Annotated in this window: 21 protein-coding genes and 1 tRNA gene; 13 read left to right on the top strand and 9 right to left on the bottom strand. The window is 71.3% G+C overall.

Going from position 1 to position 18,364, the window contains the following annotated elements; translation table 11 throughout:
• Nucleotides 1-45: 45 nt before the first annotated feature.
• The gene (locus ASG88_RS00275; RefSeq protein WP_056885420.1) at nt 46-492 is read right to left on the bottom strand and encodes a hypothetical protein; all 447 of its coding nucleotides are present in this window, start codon (nt 490-492) and stop codon (nt 46-48) included.
• A gap of 577 nt (nt 493-1,069) precedes the next feature.
• Here ASG88_RS00275 and ASG88_RS00270 point away from each other — a divergent pair.
• Nucleotides 1,070-1,705: a hemerythrin domain-containing protein gene (locus ASG88_RS00270; protein WP_056885419.1), complete on the top strand. Its 636-nt coding sequence runs from the start codon at nt 1,070-1,072 to the stop codon at nt 1,703-1,705.
• A gap of 31 nt (nt 1,706-1,736) precedes the next feature.
• On the opposite strand, the gene ASG88_RS23685 is transcribed toward ASG88_RS00270, so the two are convergent.
• Genes ASG88_RS23685 through ASG88_RS00255 form a run of 4 tightly spaced genes read right to left on the bottom strand, consistent with a single transcriptional unit; the run spans nt 1,737 to nt 4,281 of the window.
• A complete protein-coding gene (locus ASG88_RS23685; protein ID WP_235534707.1) occupies nt 1,737-1,865 on the bottom strand; it encodes a hypothetical protein in 129 nt (42 codons plus the stop codon).
• On the bottom strand, nt 1,805-2,407 hold the full coding sequence (locus ASG88_RS00265) for a potassium channel family protein (protein ID WP_235534657.1): 603 nt from the start codon (nt 2,405-2,407) through the stop codon (nt 1,805-1,807). Before ASG88_RS00265 ends, ASG88_RS23685 begins: the two co-directional genes overlap by 61 nt.
• Nucleotides 2,400-3,740 (bottom strand): TrkH family potassium uptake protein, encoded by a 1,341-nt coding sequence (locus tag ASG88_RS00260; RefSeq protein ID WP_235534656.1) that lies wholly within the window; start codon nt 3,738-3,740, stop codon nt 2,400-2,402. Before ASG88_RS00260 ends, ASG88_RS00265 begins: the two co-directional genes overlap by 8 nt.
• Before the next feature lie 52 nt (nt 3,741-3,792).
• Complete coding sequence (locus ASG88_RS00255) at nt 3,793-4,281, bottom strand: FBP domain-containing protein (protein WP_056885417.1); 489 nt, start codon at nt 4,279-4,281, stop codon at nt 3,793-3,795.
• Nucleotides 4,282-4,335: 54 nt separating this feature from the next.
• Between ASG88_RS00255 and ASG88_RS00250 the strand changes: the two genes are divergently transcribed.
• The 7 genes from ASG88_RS00250 to ASG88_RS00220 all read left to right on the top strand — a co-directional run bounded on the left by ASG88_RS00250 (nt 4,336) and on the right by ASG88_RS00220 (nt 9,983).
• On the top strand, nt 4,336-4,902 hold the full coding sequence (locus ASG88_RS00250) for a TetR/AcrR family transcriptional regulator (RefSeq protein ID WP_056885416.1): 567 nt from the start codon (nt 4,336-4,338) through the stop codon (nt 4,900-4,902).
• Between the two features lie 108 nt (nt 4,903-5,010).
• Nucleotides 5,011-5,766 carry a hypothetical protein gene (locus tag ASG88_RS00245; protein WP_056885415.1) on the top strand — a complete coding sequence of 252 codons (756 nt, stop codon included), beginning with the start codon at nt 5,011-5,013 and terminating at the stop codon, nt 5,764-5,766.
• Between the two features lie 70 nt (nt 5,767-5,836).
• Nucleotides 5,837-6,589, top strand: coding sequence for a bifunctional 1-(5-phosphoribosyl)-5-((5-phosphoribosylamino)methylideneamino)imidazole-4-carboxamide isomerase/phosphoribosylanthranilate isomerase PriA (gene priA, locus ASG88_RS00240; protein WP_056885414.1), 753 nt, complete (start codon nt 5,837-5,839; stop codon nt 6,587-6,589).
• Entirely contained in the window at nt 6,586-7,347 is a 762-nt protein-coding gene (hisF, locus tag ASG88_RS00235; protein ID WP_056885413.1) for an imidazole glycerol phosphate synthase subunit HisF, read from the top strand. The genes priA and hisF overlap by 4 nt, the downstream gene beginning before the upstream one ends.
• An 82-nt stretch (nt 7,348-7,429) precedes the next feature.
• A complete protein-coding gene (locus ASG88_RS00230) occupies nt 7,430-8,314 on the top strand; it encodes an ABC transporter substrate-binding protein (protein WP_056885412.1) in 885 nt (294 codons plus the stop codon).
• Nucleotides 8,314-9,189 carry an amino acid ABC transporter permease gene (locus ASG88_RS00225; protein WP_056885411.1) on the top strand — a complete coding sequence of 292 codons (876 nt, stop codon included), beginning with the start codon at nt 8,314-8,316 and terminating at the stop codon, nt 9,187-9,189. Before ASG88_RS00230 ends, ASG88_RS00225 begins: the two co-directional genes overlap by 1 nt.
• Nucleotides 9,190-9,263: 74 nt before the next feature.
• Entirely contained in the window at nt 9,264-9,983 is a 720-nt protein-coding gene (locus ASG88_RS00220) for an amino acid ABC transporter ATP-binding protein (RefSeq protein ID WP_056885979.1), read from the top strand.
• Here ASG88_RS00220 and ASG88_RS00215 read toward each other — a convergent pair.
• Nucleotides 9,980-10,606 carry a TIGR03085 family metal-binding protein gene (locus tag ASG88_RS00215; protein ID WP_056885410.1) on the bottom strand — a complete coding sequence of 209 codons (627 nt, stop codon included), beginning with the start codon at nt 10,604-10,606 and terminating at the stop codon, nt 9,980-9,982. The two genes, ASG88_RS00220 and ASG88_RS00215, sit on opposite strands and share 4 nt — an antisense overlap.
• A gap of 154 nt (nt 10,607-10,760) precedes the next feature.
• Here ASG88_RS00215 and ASG88_RS00210 point away from each other — a divergent pair, with 154 nt between their 5' ends.
• Entirely contained in the window at nt 10,761-12,578 is a 1,818-nt protein-coding gene (locus tag ASG88_RS00210) for an ABC transporter ATP-binding protein (RefSeq protein WP_056885409.1), read from the top strand.
• Nucleotides 12,575-14,389, top strand: coding sequence for an ABC transporter ATP-binding protein (locus tag ASG88_RS00205; RefSeq protein ID WP_235534655.1), 1,815 nt, complete (start codon nt 12,575-12,577; stop codon nt 14,387-14,389). The genes ASG88_RS00210 and ASG88_RS00205 overlap by 4 nt, the downstream gene beginning before the upstream one ends.
• A 20-nt stretch (nt 14,390-14,409) precedes the next feature.
• Here the strand turns inward: ASG88_RS00205 and ASG88_RS00200 are convergent, their stop codons facing one another.
• Nucleotides 14,410-14,829, bottom strand: a complete 420-nt coding sequence (locus ASG88_RS00200) for an SsgA family sporulation/cell division regulator (RefSeq protein WP_056885408.1) — start codon at nt 14,827-14,829, stop codon at nt 14,410-14,412.
• 208 nt (nt 14,830-15,037) lie between these two features.
• Here ASG88_RS00200 and ASG88_RS00195 point away from each other — a divergent pair, with 208 nt between their 5' ends.
• The gene (locus ASG88_RS00195; RefSeq protein ID WP_056885407.1) at nt 15,038-15,532 is read left to right on the top strand and encodes a PGPGW domain-containing protein; all 495 of its coding nucleotides are present in this window, start codon (nt 15,038-15,040) and stop codon (nt 15,530-15,532) included.
• Nucleotides 15,533-15,553: 21 nt separating this feature from the next.
• Nucleotides 15,554-15,625 (top strand) — tRNA-Val (locus ASG88_RS00190).
• 93 nt (nt 15,626-15,718) lie between these two features.
• Here ASG88_RS00190 and ASG88_RS00185 read toward each other — a convergent pair.
• Nucleotides 15,719-15,916 (bottom strand): helix-turn-helix domain-containing protein, encoded by a 198-nt coding sequence (locus tag ASG88_RS00185; protein WP_056885406.1) that lies wholly within the window; start codon nt 15,914-15,916, stop codon nt 15,719-15,721.
• Nucleotides 15,917-16,021: 105 nt separating this feature from the next.
• On the bottom strand, nt 16,022-17,413 hold the full coding sequence (locus ASG88_RS00180) for a hypothetical protein (protein WP_056885405.1): 1,392 nt from the start codon (nt 17,411-17,413) through the stop codon (nt 16,022-16,024).
• A 268-nt stretch (nt 17,414-17,681) separates the two neighbouring features.
• Here ASG88_RS00180 and ASG88_RS00175 point away from each other — a divergent pair, with 268 nt between their 5' ends.
• A complete protein-coding gene (locus tag ASG88_RS00175) occupies nt 17,682-18,356 on the top strand; it encodes a thermonuclease family protein (RefSeq protein ID WP_056885404.1) in 675 nt (224 codons plus the stop codon).
• Nucleotides 18,357-18,364 lie beyond the last annotated feature (8 nt).

The raw sequence follows: 18,364 nt of genomic DNA, 5'->3' as shown, positions 1-18,364 counted from the left end.
GGATCTGGCGAGATCCGGGTGCTCTGGCCCAGGGCCGTGAGTCGCTCAGGGAGCGTCGTTCCAGAGCCCGATGGTGCTGGCGAAGCGCGCGACCACACGGGCGACGACCCCGTCGGGACCCAGAACCCCCTCCAGCTCTCCTGGCGAGGGCGTTTGCTTCCCGTCCGCCCACGACTGCAGGAGGGCGAGCGGGACAGCGAGATGAGGTTCGATCTCACTCCAACGCTGAGACGCTCGCATCCGGTCGGTCGTCCACGTCTCGTCGTGGACGCTCACCAGCCCGGCAGCGGCCAGCAGCGTCTTGCGCGCCGCGCGCACACCCAGTTCTGCGGTCGGCCTGCCCCCCGCTGTGAACTCCTGTCGCCACCGCTCCAGGTGACGATCGAGGTCGCCGTTGAAACCGCGAGCGGCACGCGCGTCCGCAGGAAACGACGGGAACCCGGTGGATGGATCCGGCCCGACAAGGTGGACGCAGTAGTGACGGAGGAACACCTGGTTCCCGTACGCCGCGTCCGTGTCGCCGTCGTAGTCGGCCGCAGCGGTGTCGGTGATCTCGACGCCTCGACACCTGTCGGCATAGGCGGCAGACAGGCGTCCCGCCAGCGCGTCCGCGCCGCGCAGGTCGATGCACAGCAGGTCGACGTCGGACGACTCGCGACGCGCATTGCCCGTGGCGACCGACCCGTAGACCTAGAGCGAAGCCATGCTGTCGTCGAGCGACGCTGCTGCGTCCGTGATGACCGGCTCGAACAGGTCTGGCACGAGATCGCGTCGCGCGCCGGTCCGGATGGTTCCGTCCGGTGATACACCTTCGAGGGAGTCAGCCACGACAAGGTCCCGTCGAGGCCCAGACACCCACAGGACACCGACCGCTCACCGTGGACCCCGCGTCCAGAGCCATGAGGGGCGGCTGGTGACGTCGCCTTACAGGTTTGAGCATGAGGCGATCCTGTCATCTGGGCCAGGAGTGAACAGACCGTCCGGCTCACGACAACAGGGACACGCCCAGTGAGACCGTTGCCCGAAATCGGGGTCGCCTCGCAACAGGGCCGGGGGCTACCGTCCCGGCATGGCCACGATGAGCATGAACAAGATCATCCACGCCGCCGTACGACGCGACGTGACGCGCACCGAGCAGGCCCTGCGCGGGCTGCCCGACGGGGACGGCGAGCGGGCCCGCCAGGTGCAGCGGGCCTGGCAGCACCTGGTCAAGGAGCTCACCCACCACCACGAGGCGGAGGACTCCCTCGCCTGGCCGTTCCTGCTCTCACGCGGGGTGGATCCCGACCTGATGGCGACGATGGAGGGCGAGCACGGGGCCATGAGGGACGCGCTGGCGGCCGCGAGCCGGGCCATCGACGGGTTGCTGGTCGACCCGACGACGTCCCGCGCCGGTGATGCGGCCGACGAGGTGGCCCGGGCCCGCACCGTGATCGACGCGCACCTGCGTCACGAGGAGGACGACATTGAGCCGCTCATCGCGGCGTACGAGGACGACCCCGAGTGGAAGGCCGCCGCCAAGGGGATGCGCCCCTCGCGGCTGACCGACGCGGGCGACGCGCTCGCCTGGATGCAGGACGGCGCGGGGGAGCAGGAGCGTGCCTCCCTGCGCGCCACCATCCCGGCACCCGTCATCGCGGTGATGACGACCGTCTTCGGCCGGCGCTACCGCCGCGAGATCGCCCCGACCTGGCAGGTCGGTTGAGCCGGGGGGCCGCCGCGCCCCGGCGGCGGGATCAGCGCAGGTTGCAGAACTTCTCGACCTTGCGGGTGGGCCCGGACACGATCAGGTGGTCGTGGCGGCTCACGGCGGTCTCGGGACGGGCGTAGGTGAAGTCCTCACCCGTGCGCTTGACGCCGACGATCGTGACGCCGTGCCTGCTGCGTGGTGCCGACTCGGCCAGCGTCCGGTCCCAGGTGAACGGCGGGGCCAGGGTGCGGGCGATGAGAAGTCGTCGTCGAACTCGATGTAGTCCATCATCCCGCCGGTGAGCATGTGGGCGACGCGCTCGCCCATGGAGAACTCGGGGTAGACGACGTGGTGCGCGCCGACCCGCTCGAGGATCTGGCCGTGCTTGCGGGTGATCGCCTTGGCCCAGATGTCGGCCACGCCGGCCTCCGCCAGGGCCAGCACGGTGAGGACGCTGGCCTCGATGTCGGTGCCGATGGCGACCACCGCGCGGTCGAGGTCGGCCACGCCGAGCTGGAGCAGCGCCTGCTCGTTGGTGCTGTCGGCCTGGGCGACGTGGGTCAGCTCGTCGGCCCATCGTTCGACCAGGACCGGGTCCTCGTCGATGGCGAGGACCTCGGTCCCCATGCGCACGAGGGAGCTGGCGACGGCCGAGCCGAACCGGCCGAGGCCGATGACGACCACGGACGTGGGGGCGGGGTTCCTGAACTTAACCAATGACGGGTCGCTCCTCGGGCAGGTGGAAGTGGCGCTGACGGGACGTGAGCGCGAGAGCCGAGGCGACCGTGATGGTGCCGACCCGGCCGACGAACATGAGGACCATGAGCGTGAGCTGTGCGGACGGCGGCAGGTCGGGGGTGATCCCGGTGGACAGGCCGACCGTGGCGAACGCCGAGATGGTCTCGAAGAGGACCACGTCCAGGGCGAGGTCGGTGACCAGCAGGACCACCATGGTGCCCACCGCGATGGCCGCCAGGGCCAGGAGGACCACGGTGAGCGCCTGCCGCACGGTCTCGCCACCGACCCGGCGGTGGGCGACGTTGGTGTCGCGCTCGCCGCGCACCTCGGACCAGATGACGAAGGCGAGGAGGAAGAAGGTGGTGACCTTGATGCCGCCGGCCGTGCCGGCGGAGCCGCCCCCGATGAACATGAGGACGTAGTTGACGGCCATCGTCTCCGGCGTGATCTGTGCGTAGTCGATGCTGTTGAAGCCCGCCGTGCGCGGCACGACCCCGCCGGTCACGCCCCCCACGACCTTGCCCCACGGGCTGAGACCCCCGAGGGTGCCCCCGTTGCTCCACTCGAGGGCGAGGAAGGCCACGATGCCGGTCACGAGCAGGATGAGCGTGCCCCAGACCGTCAGGCGCGTGTGCACCGTCCACCCGCGCGGCTGCCGCCATCGTCGGCGCAGCTCGAACAGGACCGGGAAGCCGATGCCACCCACCACGACGGCGAGGCAGATCGGGAACATGATCCACGCGTCGTCCACGAATCCGATGAGGTTGTCGCTGTAGAGCGCGAATCCCGCGTTGTTGAAGGCCGAGACGGAGTGGAAGGCGCCGTGCCAGGCGGCCTCGCCCCACCCGTCGTCGTACCGGGTCCGGAAGCGCAGCGTCAGCACCACGGCGAAGGCGGCCTCGAAGGCGAGCATGGTGACGGCCACCCGGCGCACCACGTGTCGTACGTCGCCGATGTTGAGCGCGTGCGTCTCCGCCTGGGCGATCAGCGAGGACGTGAGGCGGAGCCTGCCGACCACCAGCAGCCCCAGCAGGGTCGCCAGGGTCATGATCCCGAAGCCGCCGACCTGGATGAGCCCCATGATGACGACCTGCCCGAAGGGGGACCAGTACGTCGCCGTGTCCACGGTGGTCAGACCGGTCACGCACACTGCCGACACGCTGGTGAAGGCGGCCGTCAGGACCGGTGGTCGGGTCGGGCCGGGCGTCGACATCGGCAGCGAGAGCAACCCGGTGCCCACGACGACGGCGGCGAGGAACGCCAGCGGCACGACCCGAGCAGGGTGCGTCACCCCACCTGCGATGCCCTTCACCCGTCCACCTCCGTGCTGGCTCGACAAACGATGACACGGTAGCGGCGCAGCGCTAGGAGCGGACCTTCGCCACGAACGACTCCAGGTTGCCCACGAGTCGCTCGATCCTCTGCTCGACGCTCAGCGTCTCGTGCATCCCCGGGGTGCCGGTGCGCAGCTTGCCGCGCACGTAGAGCGAGCAGGCCAGGTCCGAGCAGATGTAGGTCCCGACCGAGTTGCCCTGCTGGCCCGCCTTGCCCGCCCGTGGGGCCACCATCAGCGACACCCCACCGGACCTCACGGTGATGCACAGCGAGCACATGCTCTTGCGGGCGGCGCCGACGCTCGCCTCGTTGATGCGGAGCACCATGCCGTACGTCGCCCCGTCGACCGGGGCGACGAGGTAGCGCCTCGCCGGTGCCTGCGGGTCGGTCCAGCCGAGGTAGTCGAGGTCGTCCCACGGCTGGGCGGACAGGTCCCGCAGGACGTTGAGACGCTTCGCCTCGCCCTTCGAGCAGTTCACGAAGGACGCACGGATCTGGGACTCGGTCAACGGCTTCACGAGAAGGACGCTAGGCTACCTAAAGGTATTAGGCAAAACCGTAAAGGAGTCAGGATGGTGCGGGCGGGACTGTCGAGCGAGAAGGTCGTCCGGGCCGGGGCGGACCTCGCGGACGAGGTCGGCTTCGAGGAGGTGACGGTCTCGGCGCTGGCGCGCCGGCTCGGCGTCCGGGTGGCCAGCCTCTACTCCCACGTGGGCGGCTCCGAGGACCTCCGGACGCGCATCGCCCTGCTCGCGCTCGACGAGCTCGCCGACCGGGCGTCCGAGGCGCTGGCCGGACGGGCCGGCAAGGACGCGCTGGTGGCCTTCGCCGGCGCCTACCGCGACTTCGCCCGCGAGCACCCGGGCCGCTACGCCGCGACGCAGCTCCGGCTCTCGCCCGAGGCCGCTGCGTCGGGACCCGGGGGTCGGCACGCCGACCTGACCCGCGCGATCCTGCGCGGCTACGGCCTGTCCGGTCCCGACCAGACCCACGCCGTCCGGCTCATCGGCAGCGTGGTGCACGGCTTCGCGAGCCTCGAGCTGGCCGGCAGCTTCGACCACAGCGACCCGCCGCCCGACCGGACCTGGCCGCGCATCCTCGACGGCGTCGACGACATGCTCCGCTCCTGGGCCGGGTGAGGGGGCGCTCGGCGCGATCGAGGGACCTTCGGCTCGTCGGACCGTGCTCTTCCTCCCTGTGCGCGCGTCCCGGTCCGGACGAGGATCGAGGCGAGGAGGAGGACAGCCATGGACCGTCGATCGCGTCGTACCGCACTGGTGGCGGTCCTGCTGGCACTGGTGCTCGCGGGCTGCGGCCGGGGCTCGACGCCGGCGGAGCAGGCGGACACCGAGACGGCCACGCCCGAAGGGCTCGCCGCGGCACTCGTGACACCCGCTGACCTCGGCGCGGACTGGTCGGTGACGCGGATGCCGGACTTCCCGGAGCTCTCCGACACCGGGATCGTGAGCGACGAGGCGCAGCGGATGCTGCCCCGGATGGAGCCGTGCGAGGAGGCCGGCGAGGAGGAGCAGGCGGTCGCGGACGAGCTCGAGTGGGACGCGTTCCACCAGCTCGACCTGGCCACCGGCACCCCCACCGGGTCGCCGTCGCCGGGCACGCCGCCGGTGCACCACCTGGTCTTCGCGCAGGAGTTCCTCGGGTCCGGCACGGTCGAGGAGACGGAGGCGACGTACGACGCGCTGGTCTCCGGCGGGGACGCGTGCCTGGGCACCGAGAAGACCCCCGACGGCGAGATCGTCCGCACCACGGGACTGACCGTGCCCGACCTGGGTGACGACAGCCACGGGTGGCGGAGCGTGGTGACCGAGCCCGGGCCCGCCGGTCGCACCGCCACGTGGGACCTGCGTCAGGTGCTGGTCCGGGACGGCGGGGTGCTGCTCATGGCCCAGGTCGCCGAGATCACCACTTCCGGGGTGGACACGGTCGTCGACGACGCAGAGGTCGGGTCGATCCTGGCGACCATGGTGGACAAGCTGCCCTGAGCGGGTCGACGACGTCTCGCCCGTGCACCGGGAGCACGGAGGCGGCGCCGCGCCTCCTAGGATCGGGCCCATGGCCCCGTACCTCGAGCTCCTGCCCGCCGTCGACATCAAGGGCGGCCAGGCCGTCCAGCTCGTGCAGGGCGTGGACGGGTCGGAGAAGCGCTTCGGCGACCCCATCGAGGCGGCCCTGCGCTGGCAGCGGGCCGGCGCCGAGTGGATCCACCTGGTCGACCTCGACGCGGCGTTCGGCCACGGGCACAACCGGGAGCTCCAGGCGCAGATCGTGGGCGCCCTCGACATCAAGGTCGAGATGAGCGGCGGGATCCGCGACGACGAGTCGCTGGCCGCCGCGATGGCCACGGGCTGCCGTCGGGTCAACATCGGCACCGCCGCGCTCGAGCAGCCGGAGTGGTGCGCGCGAGCCATCGCCGAGCACGGCGACCGGGTCGCGGTCGGCCTCGACGTCCGCGGCCGCACCCTGGCCGCCCGCGGCTGGACGCGTGAGGGCGGCGACCTCTACGAGGTGCTGTCCCGCCTCGACTCCGAGGGCTGCGCCCGCTACGTCGTCACCGACGTCAACAAGGACGGCATGCTCCAGGGTCCCAACCTCGACCTGCTGCGCGACGTGTGCGCGGCCACCGACCGTCCCGTCGTGGCGTCCGGAGGGGTCACCACCCTGGCCGACATCGAGGCGCTGATGGGCCTGGTCCCCGACGGGGTCGAGGGGGCCATCGCGGGCACCGCGCTCTACGAGGGCCGCTTCACGCTCGAGGACGCGCTCGCCCTGACCCGCCCGGCGGGCGAGCAGGGTCGCGAGCAGTGAGCCTCGCCGTACGCGTCATCCCGTGCCTGGACGTCGACGGCGGCCGGGTGGTCAAGGGCATCAACTTCACCGAGCTCCGCGACGCGGGGGACCCGGTCGAGCTGGCTCGCACGTACGACGCCGAGGGCGCCGACGAGCTGACGTTCCTCGACATCTCCGCCTCGCACGAGGGGCGCGCCACCACCATGGAGGTGGTCTCGCGCTGCGCTGAGGAGGTCTTCATCCCGCTGACGGTCGGCGGGGGAGTGAGCAGCGTGGAGGACGTCGACCGGCTGCTGCGTGCGGGGGCCGACAAGGTGGCGATGAACACTGCCGCCATCCACCGGCCGGAGCTGATCGCGGAGGTGGCCGACCGGTTCGGCAGCCAGGTGCTGGTGCTGAGCGTCGACGCCCGCCGCTCCGCGGGCACCGACTCCGGCTTCGAGGTCACCACCCACGGCGGGCGCAGGAGCGCCGGGCTGGACGCCGTCGCCTGGGCGGCCCGGGCGGCCGAGCTGGGGGCCGGCGAGATCCTCCTCAACGCGATGGACGCCGACGGCACCCAGGACGGCTTCGACCTCGAGCTCATCGCGGCCGTGCGCCGGGCGGTGTCGATCCCGGTGATCGCCAGTGGCGGGGCGGGAGCGGTGGAGCACTTCCCGCCCGCCGTCGACGCGGGGGCCGACGCCGTCCTGGCCGCGACGGTCTTCCACTTCGGCACCCTGCGGATCGGAGACGTCAAGGCGGGGTTGGCAGCCGCGGGGCACCCGGTCCGCTGAGGCGACCCGGCAACCACCACCGCAGAGGTTCACACGGTGGCCACGGTGCCAGTACGGGGGGTGGCGGACTTACGATTTCACCATGCGCACCCTGACCCGGCCCCTCATCGCCACCTCGCTGGCCGCCACCGTCCTCCTGACCGCCTGCGGCGCCCCCCGCGACGAGGCGGACGAGGCCACCGACAGCTCCACGTCGGAGGAGACCACCGAGGCCGCCTCGTGCGACAAGGAGTCCCTCGAGACGCTGGGCGACGGCGTGCTGACCGTCGGCACGGACTCCCCGGCGTACGAGCCCTGGTTCGTCGACGACGACCCCACCAACGGCGAGGGCTACGAGTCGGCCGTCGCCTACGCGATCGCCGAGCAGCTCGGGTACGCCGCCGACGAGGTCGAGTGGGTCGTCGTGCCGTTCAACGCCGTGGTGAGCCCGGGGGAGAAGAAGTTCGACTTCGACGTCAACCAGGTCTCCATCACCGAGGAGCGCCGCAACGCCGTCGACTTCTCCAGCGGCTACTACGACGTGCGCCAGACCGTCATCACCAACGCCGGGAGCGCCATCGACGGCGCCACCGCGATCGCCGACCTGGCCGACGCCAAGCTGGGCGCCCAGGTCGGGACGACGAGCTACAACGCGATCAGCGAGCAGATCGGCACCTCCGAGCAGGCTGCCGCCTACGACACCAACGACCAGGCGGTGCAGGCGCTCAAGAACGGCCAGATCGACGGCATCGTCGTCGACCTCCCGACGGCCTACTTCATGGTCGCGGCCCAGCTCGACGACGGCGTCATCGTCGGCCAGCTGCCGCTGCCCGACGGCGAGGTCGAGCAGTTCGGCGCGGTCCTCGACAAGGACAGCCCGCTGACCGACTGCGTCTCGCAGGCCGTCGACGCGCTTCGCGAGGACGGCACCCTGGACCAGCTCGCCGACGAGTGGCTGGCGCAGCAGGGCGCTCCCGAGCTCTCCTGATGCCGGTTCAGGACACCGACGCTGCGCCGACCGACTGGCAGCCGTCGGACGTCCAGCGCGAGCGGGACGCCTGGCGTCGCCGGCAGACGCGCCGCAGTGCGGCGATCGCCGCCACCTCGACGGTCGTCCTGCTCGGGGTGGTGGCGGCGTTCGTCGTCACCTCGCCCGGGTGGGAGCGTGTCAAGGAGACGTACTTCGACTGGGACAAGGCCGTCGACTCGTTCCCCGCGGTGCTCGCGGGGCTCTGGCTCAACATCCGGGTGATGGTCGTCTGCGCGGTCGTCATCGTGATCCTCAGCCTCGCCATCGCGGTGATGCGCACCATCCGGGGACCCGTGGCGTTCCCGCTGCGCCTGCTCGGCACGGTCTACGTGGACGTCTTCCGGGGGCTGCCGCTGCTGCTCGTGCTGTTCCTGCTCGGCTTCGGCGGTCCCGCGCTCGACCTGACCGGGCTGCCGACGTCGGCGCTGTTCTGGGGGTGTGCGGCGCTGGTGCTGTCCTACTCGGCGTACGTCGCGGAGGTCTTCCGGGCGGGCATCGAGTCGGTGCACCCGTCCCAGCGCCTCGCGGGGCGCTCGCTGGGGCTGACCTACGCGCAGACGCTGCGCCACGTGGTGCTGCCCCAAGCGTGGCGGCGGGTGCTGCCGCCCCTGATGAACGACCTGGTCTCGCTGCAGAAGGACTCCGGCCTCATCGCGGTCCTCGGCGTGATCGACGCGATCCGGGCCGCCCAGATCGAGACGGCCCGCGACTTCAACTACACGCCGTACGTCGTGGCGGGCTTCCTCTTCATCTGCCTGACCATCCCGATGGCCCGGCTGACGGACCGGTACGCCCGCAAGCAGGGCTTCCACGGAGCGGGAGGCATGCTGTGAGCGACCGAGCCGAGCGAGGGACGAGCGAGCGACCGAGCTCACCACCTGGCGCTGTGAGCGAGCTGGTGCTGGAGATGGCCGGCGTCCGCAAGGCCTTCGGCGAGCACGTGGTGCTGCACGACGTCGACCTGTCGGTCGCACGCGGGCAGTGCGTGGTGCTCATCGGTGCCAGCGGGTCGGGCAAGTCGACCCTGCTGCGCTGCGCCAACCTCCTCGAGACGGTCGACGACGGCGTCATCACCTTCGAGGGCGAGGACGTCACCGACCCCCGCGTCGACGCCGACGCGGTCCGGGCCCGGATGGGGCTGGTGTTCCAGGCCTACAACCTCTTCCCGCACCTCACCGTGCTGGGCAACGTGACGCTGGCGCTGCGCAAGGTGCACGGCGTGCCCGACGAGGAGGCCCGCACCCGGGGGCTGGCCATGCTGGACCGGGTGGGCCTCGCGTCCAAGGCGCAGGCCCGCCCGGACGACCTCTCGGGGGGTCAGCAGCAGCGTGTCGCCATCGCCCGGGCGCTCGTCGCCAACCCGCGGCTGATGCTCCTCGACGAGGTCACGTCGGCGCTGGACCCCGAGCTGGTGGGCGAGGTCCTCGACCTGCTCACCGACCTCAAGACCGAGGGCGTGACGATGGTCCTCAACACCCACGAGATGGGCTTCGCCCGCGACGTGGCCGACACCGTGTGCTTCCTGCACGACGGGGTGATCCACGAGTCCGGCAGCCCCGAGCAGGTGATCGGGGACCCGAGCAAGGAGCGCACCCGGGCGTTCCTGTCGCGGCTCCGGCTCGTCTAGGTCCCGAGGTCGGCGCCGCGGAGCCGGGCGATCCGGTCCAGGGGGCCGGTGAGGTCGACCCCACGGGTCTGGTCGCGGCCGTGGAGGAAGAGCACCAGCTCCCCGGGCAGGCCGTGCACGGTCACCGGCTCGTCCCCCCGGCGCAGGGTGGCGGTCTCGCCGGTATCGGTGCGCTCGAGCCGGACCGGCACCTTCGCCGACGCGACCAGGGCGCGCCCCATCAGCCGCAGCGCGGTCCAGAGCGTGTCGTGGTCGTGCCGCGTGAGCTCGCGCGGCTCCCAGCCGGGCTGCGCGCGCCGCAGGTCCTCGTGGTGGACGAAGAACTCGACGGGGTTGACCAGGTCGTCCACCGGCTTGAGGGCCACCGGCGTGAGCCGGGGGTGGCGGAAGCGGTCCACGAGGGCGTCGAAGTCCGTGGCCGCCGTACGCCGCATCGCACGCTCGGTGAGCCCCGCGAGCGGAGGAAGGACGATCCCGGCCGCCCCCAGCGGGCTGTGCTCGCGCACCAGGAGGTGGGCCAGCAGGTCGCGTGCGGACCAGTCGCCACACAGGGTCGGGGCATCGGGTCCGACGGCGAGGGCGGTGTCGGCCAGCGCGTGCCGCTCGGCTCGGGCGAGGCTCATGCGGCCACCCTAGGGCCGGGCGGGTGACGCCCCTGCACGATTGGGTCGCTGTCGGTGGCGGGGAATAGCCTGACCCGTCGGGATGGTTGCGACGGGCAACCGCCCCGACGGCAGGCCGGGCGGCATCACGGACACGAGGGGGCGGGCGACACAGGTGGCAGGCGAGGACGCGGAGCTCCGGGGATCGACGACCTGGGAGGGCTTCGCCGTACTCGGCCACGCCATCCGGCGCGAGCCCGGCATCTTCATCCTCTCCACCGTGGGCTCGGTGCTCTTCGCCGTGCTGACCGTCGCCGACGCCTGGGTGCTCGGCTGGGCGACCGACAACGTCGTCATCCCGGCCTTCGAGACCGGCGAGATCGGCGCCGAGATGCTCTGGGCCGTGCTCGGTCTCTTCCTGGGCGTCGCGATCCTGCGGGCCGTGGGGATCGTCGCGCGCCGGCTCGGCGCCGGCATCATGCAGTTCCGCATGCAGGCGCACACCCGCCGCGCGGTCACCCGGCAATACCTCACCCTGCCCATGGAGTGGCACCAGCGGCACCCGACCGGGCAGCTGCTCTCCAACGCCTACTCCGACGTCGAGGCCGCCTGGGCCCCGATCGCCCCGCTCCCGATGGCGCTCGGCACCGTCGTGATGATGGTCATCGCGGTGATCCAGATGCTGCTCGCCGACGTGGTCCTGGCCGTCGTCGGGCTGCTGGTCTTCCCGGCCGTGGTGGTCGCCAACCTCGCCTACCAGCGGCTCGCCTCGCCGCTGATGACCCACGCGCAGGCCCTGCGCGCCGAGGTGAGCGAGATCGCCCACGAGTCCTTCGACGGCGCGATGGTCGTCAAGACGCTGGGTCGGGAGACCCAGGAGACCGACCGGTTCCGCGCCAAGGCCCACGAGCTGCGCGACGTCAACATCCGGGCCGGCCGCATCCGCGCCGCCTTCGACCCGACCCTGGCCTCGCTGCCCAACATCGGCGTCCTGATCGTGCTGGCCGTCGGGACGGCGCGGGTCATCAGCGGCCAGACCGACGCCGGTGACGTCGTCACCGTCGCCTACCTGCTGACCATCGTGGCCTTCCCCATCCGCGCCATCGGCTGGCTGCTGGGCGAGTTCCCGCGCTCGGTCGTCGGCTACCGCCGCGCGGAGGCGGTCATCGCGGCGACCGGGTCCATGGAGTACGGCGCCGCCACCCTGCCGACGGCCGGTCGCGGCGCCGTCCTCGAGGTCGACGGCCTGCACTACGCCTACGACCCCGCGACCCGACTCCTCGACGGTGTGTCCTTCGACGTCCAGCCGGGCCGGACGGTCGCCCTGGTGGGGCAGACCGCCTCCGGCAAGAGCACCCTGACCAACCTGCTGACCCGGCTCGTCGACCCGGACGCGGGGTCCGTCCGCGTCGACGGGGTCGACCTGCGCGACCTGGCGCGCGGCCAGCTCGCCGGGGCGGTGGCGCTGGTGCCGCAGACGGCCTTCCTCTTCGACGACACCGTCCGCGGCAACATCACCCTCGGCGCCGACATCCCCGACGACGTGGTGTGGGCAGCGCTGCGCGACGCCCAGGCCGACGGCTTCGTCGCCGCGCTCGGCGACGGCCTGGACACCCAGCTGGGGGAGCGGGGCACCTCGCTCTCCGGCGGGCAGCGCCAGCGCATCTCACTGGCCCGCGCGCTGGTGCGTCGCCCCCGCCTGCTGATCCTCGACGACGCCACCTCGGCGGTGGACCCCGAGGTCGAGGCCCGCATCCTGGCGACGCTGCGGCAGGGGGCGACCGACACCACCCTCGTGGTCGTCGCCTACCGCAAGGCCACCATCGGGCTCGCCGACGAGGTGGTGCACCTCGACGAGGGGCGGGTCGCCGACCGCGGCACGCACCGCGAGCTCCTGGACCGCAGCCCCGACTACGCCCGCCTCGTCAACGCCTACGAGCAGGCGGCCCACGACGACGCCGCCACCCCGAGCAGCGCCGGAGGCGCCCCGTGAGCACCACGACCCGCAACCCCGCCGCCGGCACCCGGATGGACACCGGCGAGGACATCGGTGCCATCGAGACCATCCGCCGCGGCATGCAGATCTCGCCCGAGCTCCGCGAGGGGCTTCGCTTCACGCTCTTCCTCGCGATCGTCGCCGCCTGCGGGCAGGTCGTCGTGCCGATCGCCGTCCAGCAGACCCTCGACCGCGGGCTCAACGGTCCGGACGGCCCGCAGCTCGGCTACGTCGTGGCGCTGGGCATCGGCTGCGCGGTGGTGCTCGCCATCACCAGCCTCGCGTCGTACGCCATGACCAGCAGGCTCTTCGCGACCTCCGAGCGGGGGCTCGCGACGCTGCGCATCAAGGCCTTCCGCCACGTGCACGACCTGCCGCTCCTCACGCAGAACACCGAGCGCCGCGGCGCCCTCGTCTCGCGGGTCACCAGCGACGTCGACCAGGTCAGCCAGTTCCTCGTCTTCGGCGGCCTGATCTTCGTGGTCAGCATCGGCCAGATGCTGGTCGCCACCGTGATCATGGTGATCTACAGCTGGCAGCTCGCCCTCGTGGTGTGGCTCTGCTTCGCGCCGCTCTTCATCTCGATCCGCTACTTCCAGCGCAAGCTGTCCGAGGCCTACGGCGTCGTCCGCCACCAGGTGGGCGTGCTGCTCGGCGCCATCTCCGAACCGGTCGTCGGCGCGGCCACCGTCCGCTCGTACGCCGTCGAGGAGCGCACCCAGGGCCGCATCGACGGGGCCATCGACGAGTTCAAGACGGCGAGCACGCGCGCGCAGAAGTTCACCGTCGTGTCGTTCTCGCTGGGCGGCATCTCGGCCGGCCTCGCCAACGCCGGGGTGCTGATCGTCGGGGTGCTGCTCGGCTTCACCTCCGACATGACGGCCGGCAAGGTGCTCGCGTTCGCGTTCCTCGTGACGCTCTTCGTGGGCCCGGTCCAGATGGGCACCCAGATCCTCACCGACGCCCAGAACGCCATCGTCAGCTGGCGGCGGGTCATCGGCATCCTGGAGACGCCCGCCGACCTCGTCGACCCCGGTCCGGACGGCCTCGTCCTGCCCCGTGGCCCGATCGACGTGACGTTCGACGAGGTCACCTTCGCATACCCCGGCGGCCCGCCCGTGCTGTCCGACGTCTCCCTGCACATCGACGCCGGCACCCGGGTGGCGATCGTGGGGGAGACCGGCTCGGGCAAGTCGACCTTCGCCAAGCTGCTGACCCGGCTCATGGACCCGGTCGAGGGCGGCGTGCTGCTCGACGGTCTCGACGTACGCCGCATCGCCCCGGTGTCGCTGCGCCGCAGCGTCGTGCTGGTGCCCCAGGAGGGCTTCCTCTTCGACGACTCGATCGCCGCCAACGTGCGCTACGGCAAGCTCGACGCGACCGAGGCCGAGATCCTCGCCTCCGCCGACGAGCTGGGCCTGCGCGACTGGCTCGACGCGCTCCCCGCGGGCATGGCGACGAAGGTCGGCCAGCGCGGGGAGTCGCTGTCGGCGGGGGAGCGCCAACTGGTGGCCCTGTTGCGGGCCCACCTGGCCGACCCCGACCTGCTCGTGCTCGACGAGGCCACCAGCGCCGTCGACCCGCAGCTGGAGATGCGCATCGGTCGCGCCCTGGAGCGCCTCATGCAGTCACGCACCTCGGTGACGATCGCCCACCGGCTCTCGACCGCCGAGAACGCCGACGAGGTGATCGTGGTCGACCGGGGGCGGGTGGTGCAGCGAGGGCCGCACCACGAGCTGGCCGCGCAGGAGGGCACGGTGTACGCCGGGCTCCACTCGTCGTGGGTGGCCCAGCACGACGCCCGCTGAGGCGGGCCGGCGCGGCCGGGTCAGATCGACAGCAGCTGCGTGATCATCTGGTCGACGTCGAGGTGCTCGGCCTCGACGCCGGGCGGGCACACGTCGACGGTGCGGCCGATGAAGGCGGTCACCTCGTCGGTGCGCACCTCGAGCAGCAGGTGCCCGTCGGGGCTGCAGAGCTCGATCTGCACGATCGCGGTCCCGTCGTCGTCGAGGGACGGGCAGATCCGCACGTCGCCCTCGCCGGTCGGGTGGGTGATGCCGCGCATCAGGAGGTCGCGGCCGAAGGTCCAGGTGACGAGGGGCTCGACATCCCCGAACGTCATGGTCACGGCGAAGGCGTCCGACCGCGAATACCCCAGAACGGTGTCCAGCTCGTAGCGGTGACCATCGAGGTCCCGGCAGTACATCGTCACGTCGACAGCGACGTCAGCGGTGATCCTGCGCATGTGTCTCCACTCTCTCTCAAGGTGCCCGACCGCTCGGACCCTCCTCGGTGGTAGGACGGCGGGGGTACCGACCTATGACGTGGGTTCAACGACCCGGTCCGAGGTGGGCTACGACACACGTTGTGCAAGGCCCGTAGGGTCATCTCGTGAGCGCAGCAAAGCAGGCGCGGCAGACTTTAGCCGCGGAGACACGCAGGGAGAATTCCTGATGGGCGTTCCGGGGGGTGGAGCGGCCAAGCGCGTGGCGCTCGAGACCCTGGGCTGGGTGCTGCTGGTGGCGGGAGTTGCGGCGATTTTCCTGCCCGGACCCGGTCTTCTCGGGATCTTCGCCGGTCTAGCCCTCTTGTCCCAGCAGTACGACTGGGCCGAACGCCGCGTCGAGCCCGTCCGCGTCGCCGCCATGAGGGGTGCGGCCGAGAGCGTGGAGACGTGGCCGCGCATCATCGCGTCCGTCATGGGGGCCCTGATCCTGGTGGCCTGCGGGGTGCTCTGGATCTACCACCCGCCGTCGCCGGAGTGGTGGCCCCTCGACGACCGGTGGTGGCTGCCCGGCGACCTGTGGACGGGGATCACCCAGATCGCGTCGGCGGGCATCGCGGTGGGCCTCATCGTCTACAGCTACCGCCGCTTCCACAACCGGCCCGAGGCGGTCGCCGCGCTGCGCAAGGAGGGCGATTCCGACTCGTCCGCCGCGATGAGTTAGAGTTCCCCGGCACCGCACAGCGGGCGATTGGCGCAGTGGTAGCGCGCTTCGTTCACACCGAAGAGGTCACTGGTTCGAACCCAGTATCGCCCACTAACCATAAACCGCCTCTGACCTGCGAAAACAGCAGTTCAGAGGCGGTTTTGTTTTGGCCCCGTGTCCCCAACGTGTCCACTGAATCAGGGGTTACCAGCGCGCGGAGGGGATCCGCCGCAGGGCGGCTTCGAGGTCGTCGAGGCGAATCCGGATGGGTCTGCGGCCGCACTGGTAGGCAGGGATCGTGCCGTCACTGATGCGGCGTCGGATGGTCTTGGTGGACACTGACAGCACCTCGGCGGCCTGTTCGAGGCTGAGATAGACCGGCAGTTCTCTCTTGGTGGTCATGGGACGTCTCCTTGGTGAGTGGTTGAGGGCGGGTTGTCTTGCCTGTTCTCGTTCCTCCGTGGATCTGCAGTGCCGGCGCCGCCGTGGAGCGTGGGTGGCCGCCGGCTAACGCGCGCGGCTGACCGGGAGGTTGACGGGCGCGGGGTAAGGGCTGGGGGCGCGGTGTCCGGTGGGGGTCACCGCGAGCGTGGTGCTCAGCGCCGCGCGTTGCCGGGGGCTGATGTAGGTGGCGATGGGTGCCGAGGGTGTGGGCAGGTTGACGAGGTCGGTGAGGCTGCGCTCGAGGGGGTGGCGGCGATGCACGCGGGTGCGGCCGACCTGACGCGTGGCGTCCTCCATGCGCAGGTTGCTTGTGTCCCGGAGGAGCTCGCGGCGCATCGTGGTGGCGAGGTTCTGGGTGACCTCGTGGGTGGCGGTGGCGAGGTCCTGCCACTGGGCGGTGCTGAGGGTCAGGGTGGGGGTGGTGCGCAGCAGTCGGGCCACGGCGGTGCTGAGCTCGACTTGTTGCCAGCAGGCGCCGGTGTTGCGTCCCTGCGGTTCGAGGTCCACCAGCCGCCGTAGGTGGGAGTGGATGTCGCCGAGGATCTCGCGGCGCTGGGCGAAGTGCGCGGCGAGCGCCTCGGCGCCGGGCGTCTGACGGGACAGGTGCTCGAAGCGCTCGGTGAGGGCGTGTTGGCTGGTTACGACCATCCGGACGGTGTGGGTGTCGATCTCGGGTTCGGCGTCGTAGAAGGCGTCACTGCCGTGCAGGGGCCGCAGGTAGCGCGCGAGCTGTCGTTGTGCGGCGGCGAGGTCGCCAGCTTCGTGCACGGTGTAGACCGGGCTGGAGACCCGCGGCTTGGGTCGGGTCGCGGGTGAGGCGCGGTCCGGGGTGTCGCTTGTGGCGTACCAGGTGGCGACGCGGGCGCACTGGGAGGCGAGCAGGCGCCGCTGGTCGAGATCGAGCGTGCTGGGGGGACGGTGGTGGGTGTTGAGCAGGCCGACCTCGTCGAGCCGGCTGTCGAGGATCAGCACTGCCTCGAGCGTGACCGCGACGTCGTGGACGAGGTACCAGCCACCGCCGGGGTCGCGTAGCCACGGGCGTTCCGGCGCTGCGTCGAGGGCGTGGCTGCCTGTCAGCAGTTCCACGGCTGCCTCTCGCCACAGACGCGCGGCCTCGCCACCGGTGCGGGGGTTCAGCACGTCTGTGGGAGCCCGTCGCTGGGCGGGCGGCAGTGTCGGGAGCTCGGCGACGATGCGGTCCAGCCAAGTAGTGAGGTTGCGGGCGACGTCGGGCAGGCGTGCGGCACCGACCCTCGCGGGGGGAAGGGTCATGGGGTGACGCCCCTCGACCCTGAGGGCGTAGAGGCGTTGTCGCAACGCGCCGACGACGATGTCGCGACACGCCAGGCTGTCGTGGACGTCCACCGCCGTGAGGGGCATCGCCTCGCGGGTGATGAGTCGATTGAGGGCGGCGGCCGCGGCTTCCTGGTGGTCCCCGTAAGTCGTTCCAGTCATCGCGCGCCCTTGATGCGTGGTCCCGGGTTCGGTGCCTTCCTCATGACCCGAAAGGCGGACTGTCGTGCGCTCTCTCGGTCAGGCGACGACGTCACGAGACAAGGTCGGCGCCCGAGACGGCGGAGCCGGACGGGTGTCAGGAATCTCCTGACAAGACTGCGTTCTGTCCGTACGGTCGTCGCAGCCCAACCACCACATGTCCCGGGGGGACCACACCATGCGCCGATTCCTCAGCACTCTGATTGCGATTGCCGCCGTTGTTGCGGCATTGCTGACCACCACCGCGCCGGCCCAGGCGATGAAGGACCTGAACTGCGACGACTTCCCGAATCAGGCAGCCGCCCAGACGAACCTGAACAACAACCCCTCCGACCCCAACGGTCTGGACTCCGAGGGCGACGGCCGTGCCTGTGAGTCCCTCCCGTGCCCCTGCCTGGGCGCCGGCGGCGGAGGTGGCACCAGCACGCCCCCGCCCAACAACAACGGAGGCACCACCAACACCGGCAACACCAGCGGCTCCGGTCCGGTCAAGCGCAACGTCGGCAACGTCATCAAGGTCACCGATGGCGACACCCTGAAGGTGCGCATCCGGGGCATCGGGATCCGCGACGTGCGGATCCTGGGCATCGACACCCCCGAGAAGTACGGCCGTCGTGAGTGCGGTGCCGTCAAGGCCACCGAGAGCATGGAGTCCCTCGCACCCGTCGGGTCGACCGTCGTGCTGTTCTCCGACCCCAGCCAGGCCGACAAGGACCGCTACCAGCGCCTGTTGCGCTACGTCGAGCGCAAGGGCCGTGACGTGGGCCGGGCGCAGATCTTCACCGGTCACTCGAAGGTCTACGTCTACCGCAACGACCCGGTCCGCCGTACCGCGAACTACCGCGTCGCCCAGAAGCAGGCCTTGAACCGCAGCGCCGGCCTCTGGTCCACCTGCTGGTTCTAATCCTCGAC

This window comes from Nocardioides sp. Soil777, from assembly GCF_001428425.1.
In the GTDB taxonomy this organism is placed as follows: Bacteria; Actinomycetota; Actinomycetes; order Propionibacteriales; family Nocardioidaceae; genus Nocardioides; species Nocardioides terrigena.
Note: the sequence above shows the minus strand (reverse complement) of the source record. Positions and strands in the feature narration are given on the sequence as shown.

Bases quoted from the DNA above. Each gene is read 5' to 3' on its own strand.
- ASG88_RS00270 (WP_056885419.1), top strand. From the start codon at position 1,070: ATGGCCACGATGAGCATGAACAAGATCATCCACGCCGCCGTACGACGC.
- ASG88_RS00250 (WP_056885416.1), top strand. From the start codon at position 4,336: ATGGTGCGGGCGGGACTGTCGAGCGAGAAGGTCGTCCGGGCCGGGGCG.
- ASG88_RS00245 (WP_056885415.1), top strand. From the start codon at position 5,011: ATGGACCGTCGATCGCGTCGTACCGCACTGGTGGCGGTCCTGCTGGCA.
- priA (WP_056885414.1), top strand. From the start codon at position 5,837: ATGGCCCCGTACCTCGAGCTCCTGCCCGCCGTCGACATCAAGGGCGGC.
- ASG88_RS00230 (WP_056885412.1), top strand. From the start codon at position 7,430: ATGCGCACCCTGACCCGGCCCCTCATCGCCACCTCGCTGGCCGCCACC.
- ASG88_RS00225 (WP_056885411.1), top strand. From the start codon at position 8,314: ATGCCGGTTCAGGACACCGACGCTGCGCCGACCGACTGGCAGCCGTCG.
- ASG88_RS00220 (WP_056885979.1), top strand. From the start codon at position 9,264: ATGGCCGGCGTCCGCAAGGCCTTCGGCGAGCACGTGGTGCTGCACGAC.
- ASG88_RS00215 (WP_056885410.1), bottom strand. From the start codon at position 10,606: ATGAGCCTCGCCCGAGCCGAGCGGCACGCGCTGGCCGACACCGCCCTC.
- ASG88_RS00200 (WP_056885408.1), bottom strand. From the start codon at position 14,829: ATGCGCAGGATCACCGCTGACGTCGCTGTCGACGTGACGATGTACTGC.
- ASG88_RS00195 (WP_056885407.1), top strand. From the start codon at position 15,038: ATGGGCGTTCCGGGGGGTGGAGCGGCCAAGCGCGTGGCGCTCGAGACC.
- ASG88_RS00185 (WP_056885406.1), bottom strand. From the start codon at position 15,916: ATGACCACCAAGAGAGAACTGCCGGTCTATCTCAGCCTCGAACAGGCC.
- ASG88_RS00180 (WP_056885405.1), bottom strand. From the start codon at position 17,413: ATGACTGGAACGACTTACGGGGACCACCAGGAAGCCGCGGCCGCCGCC.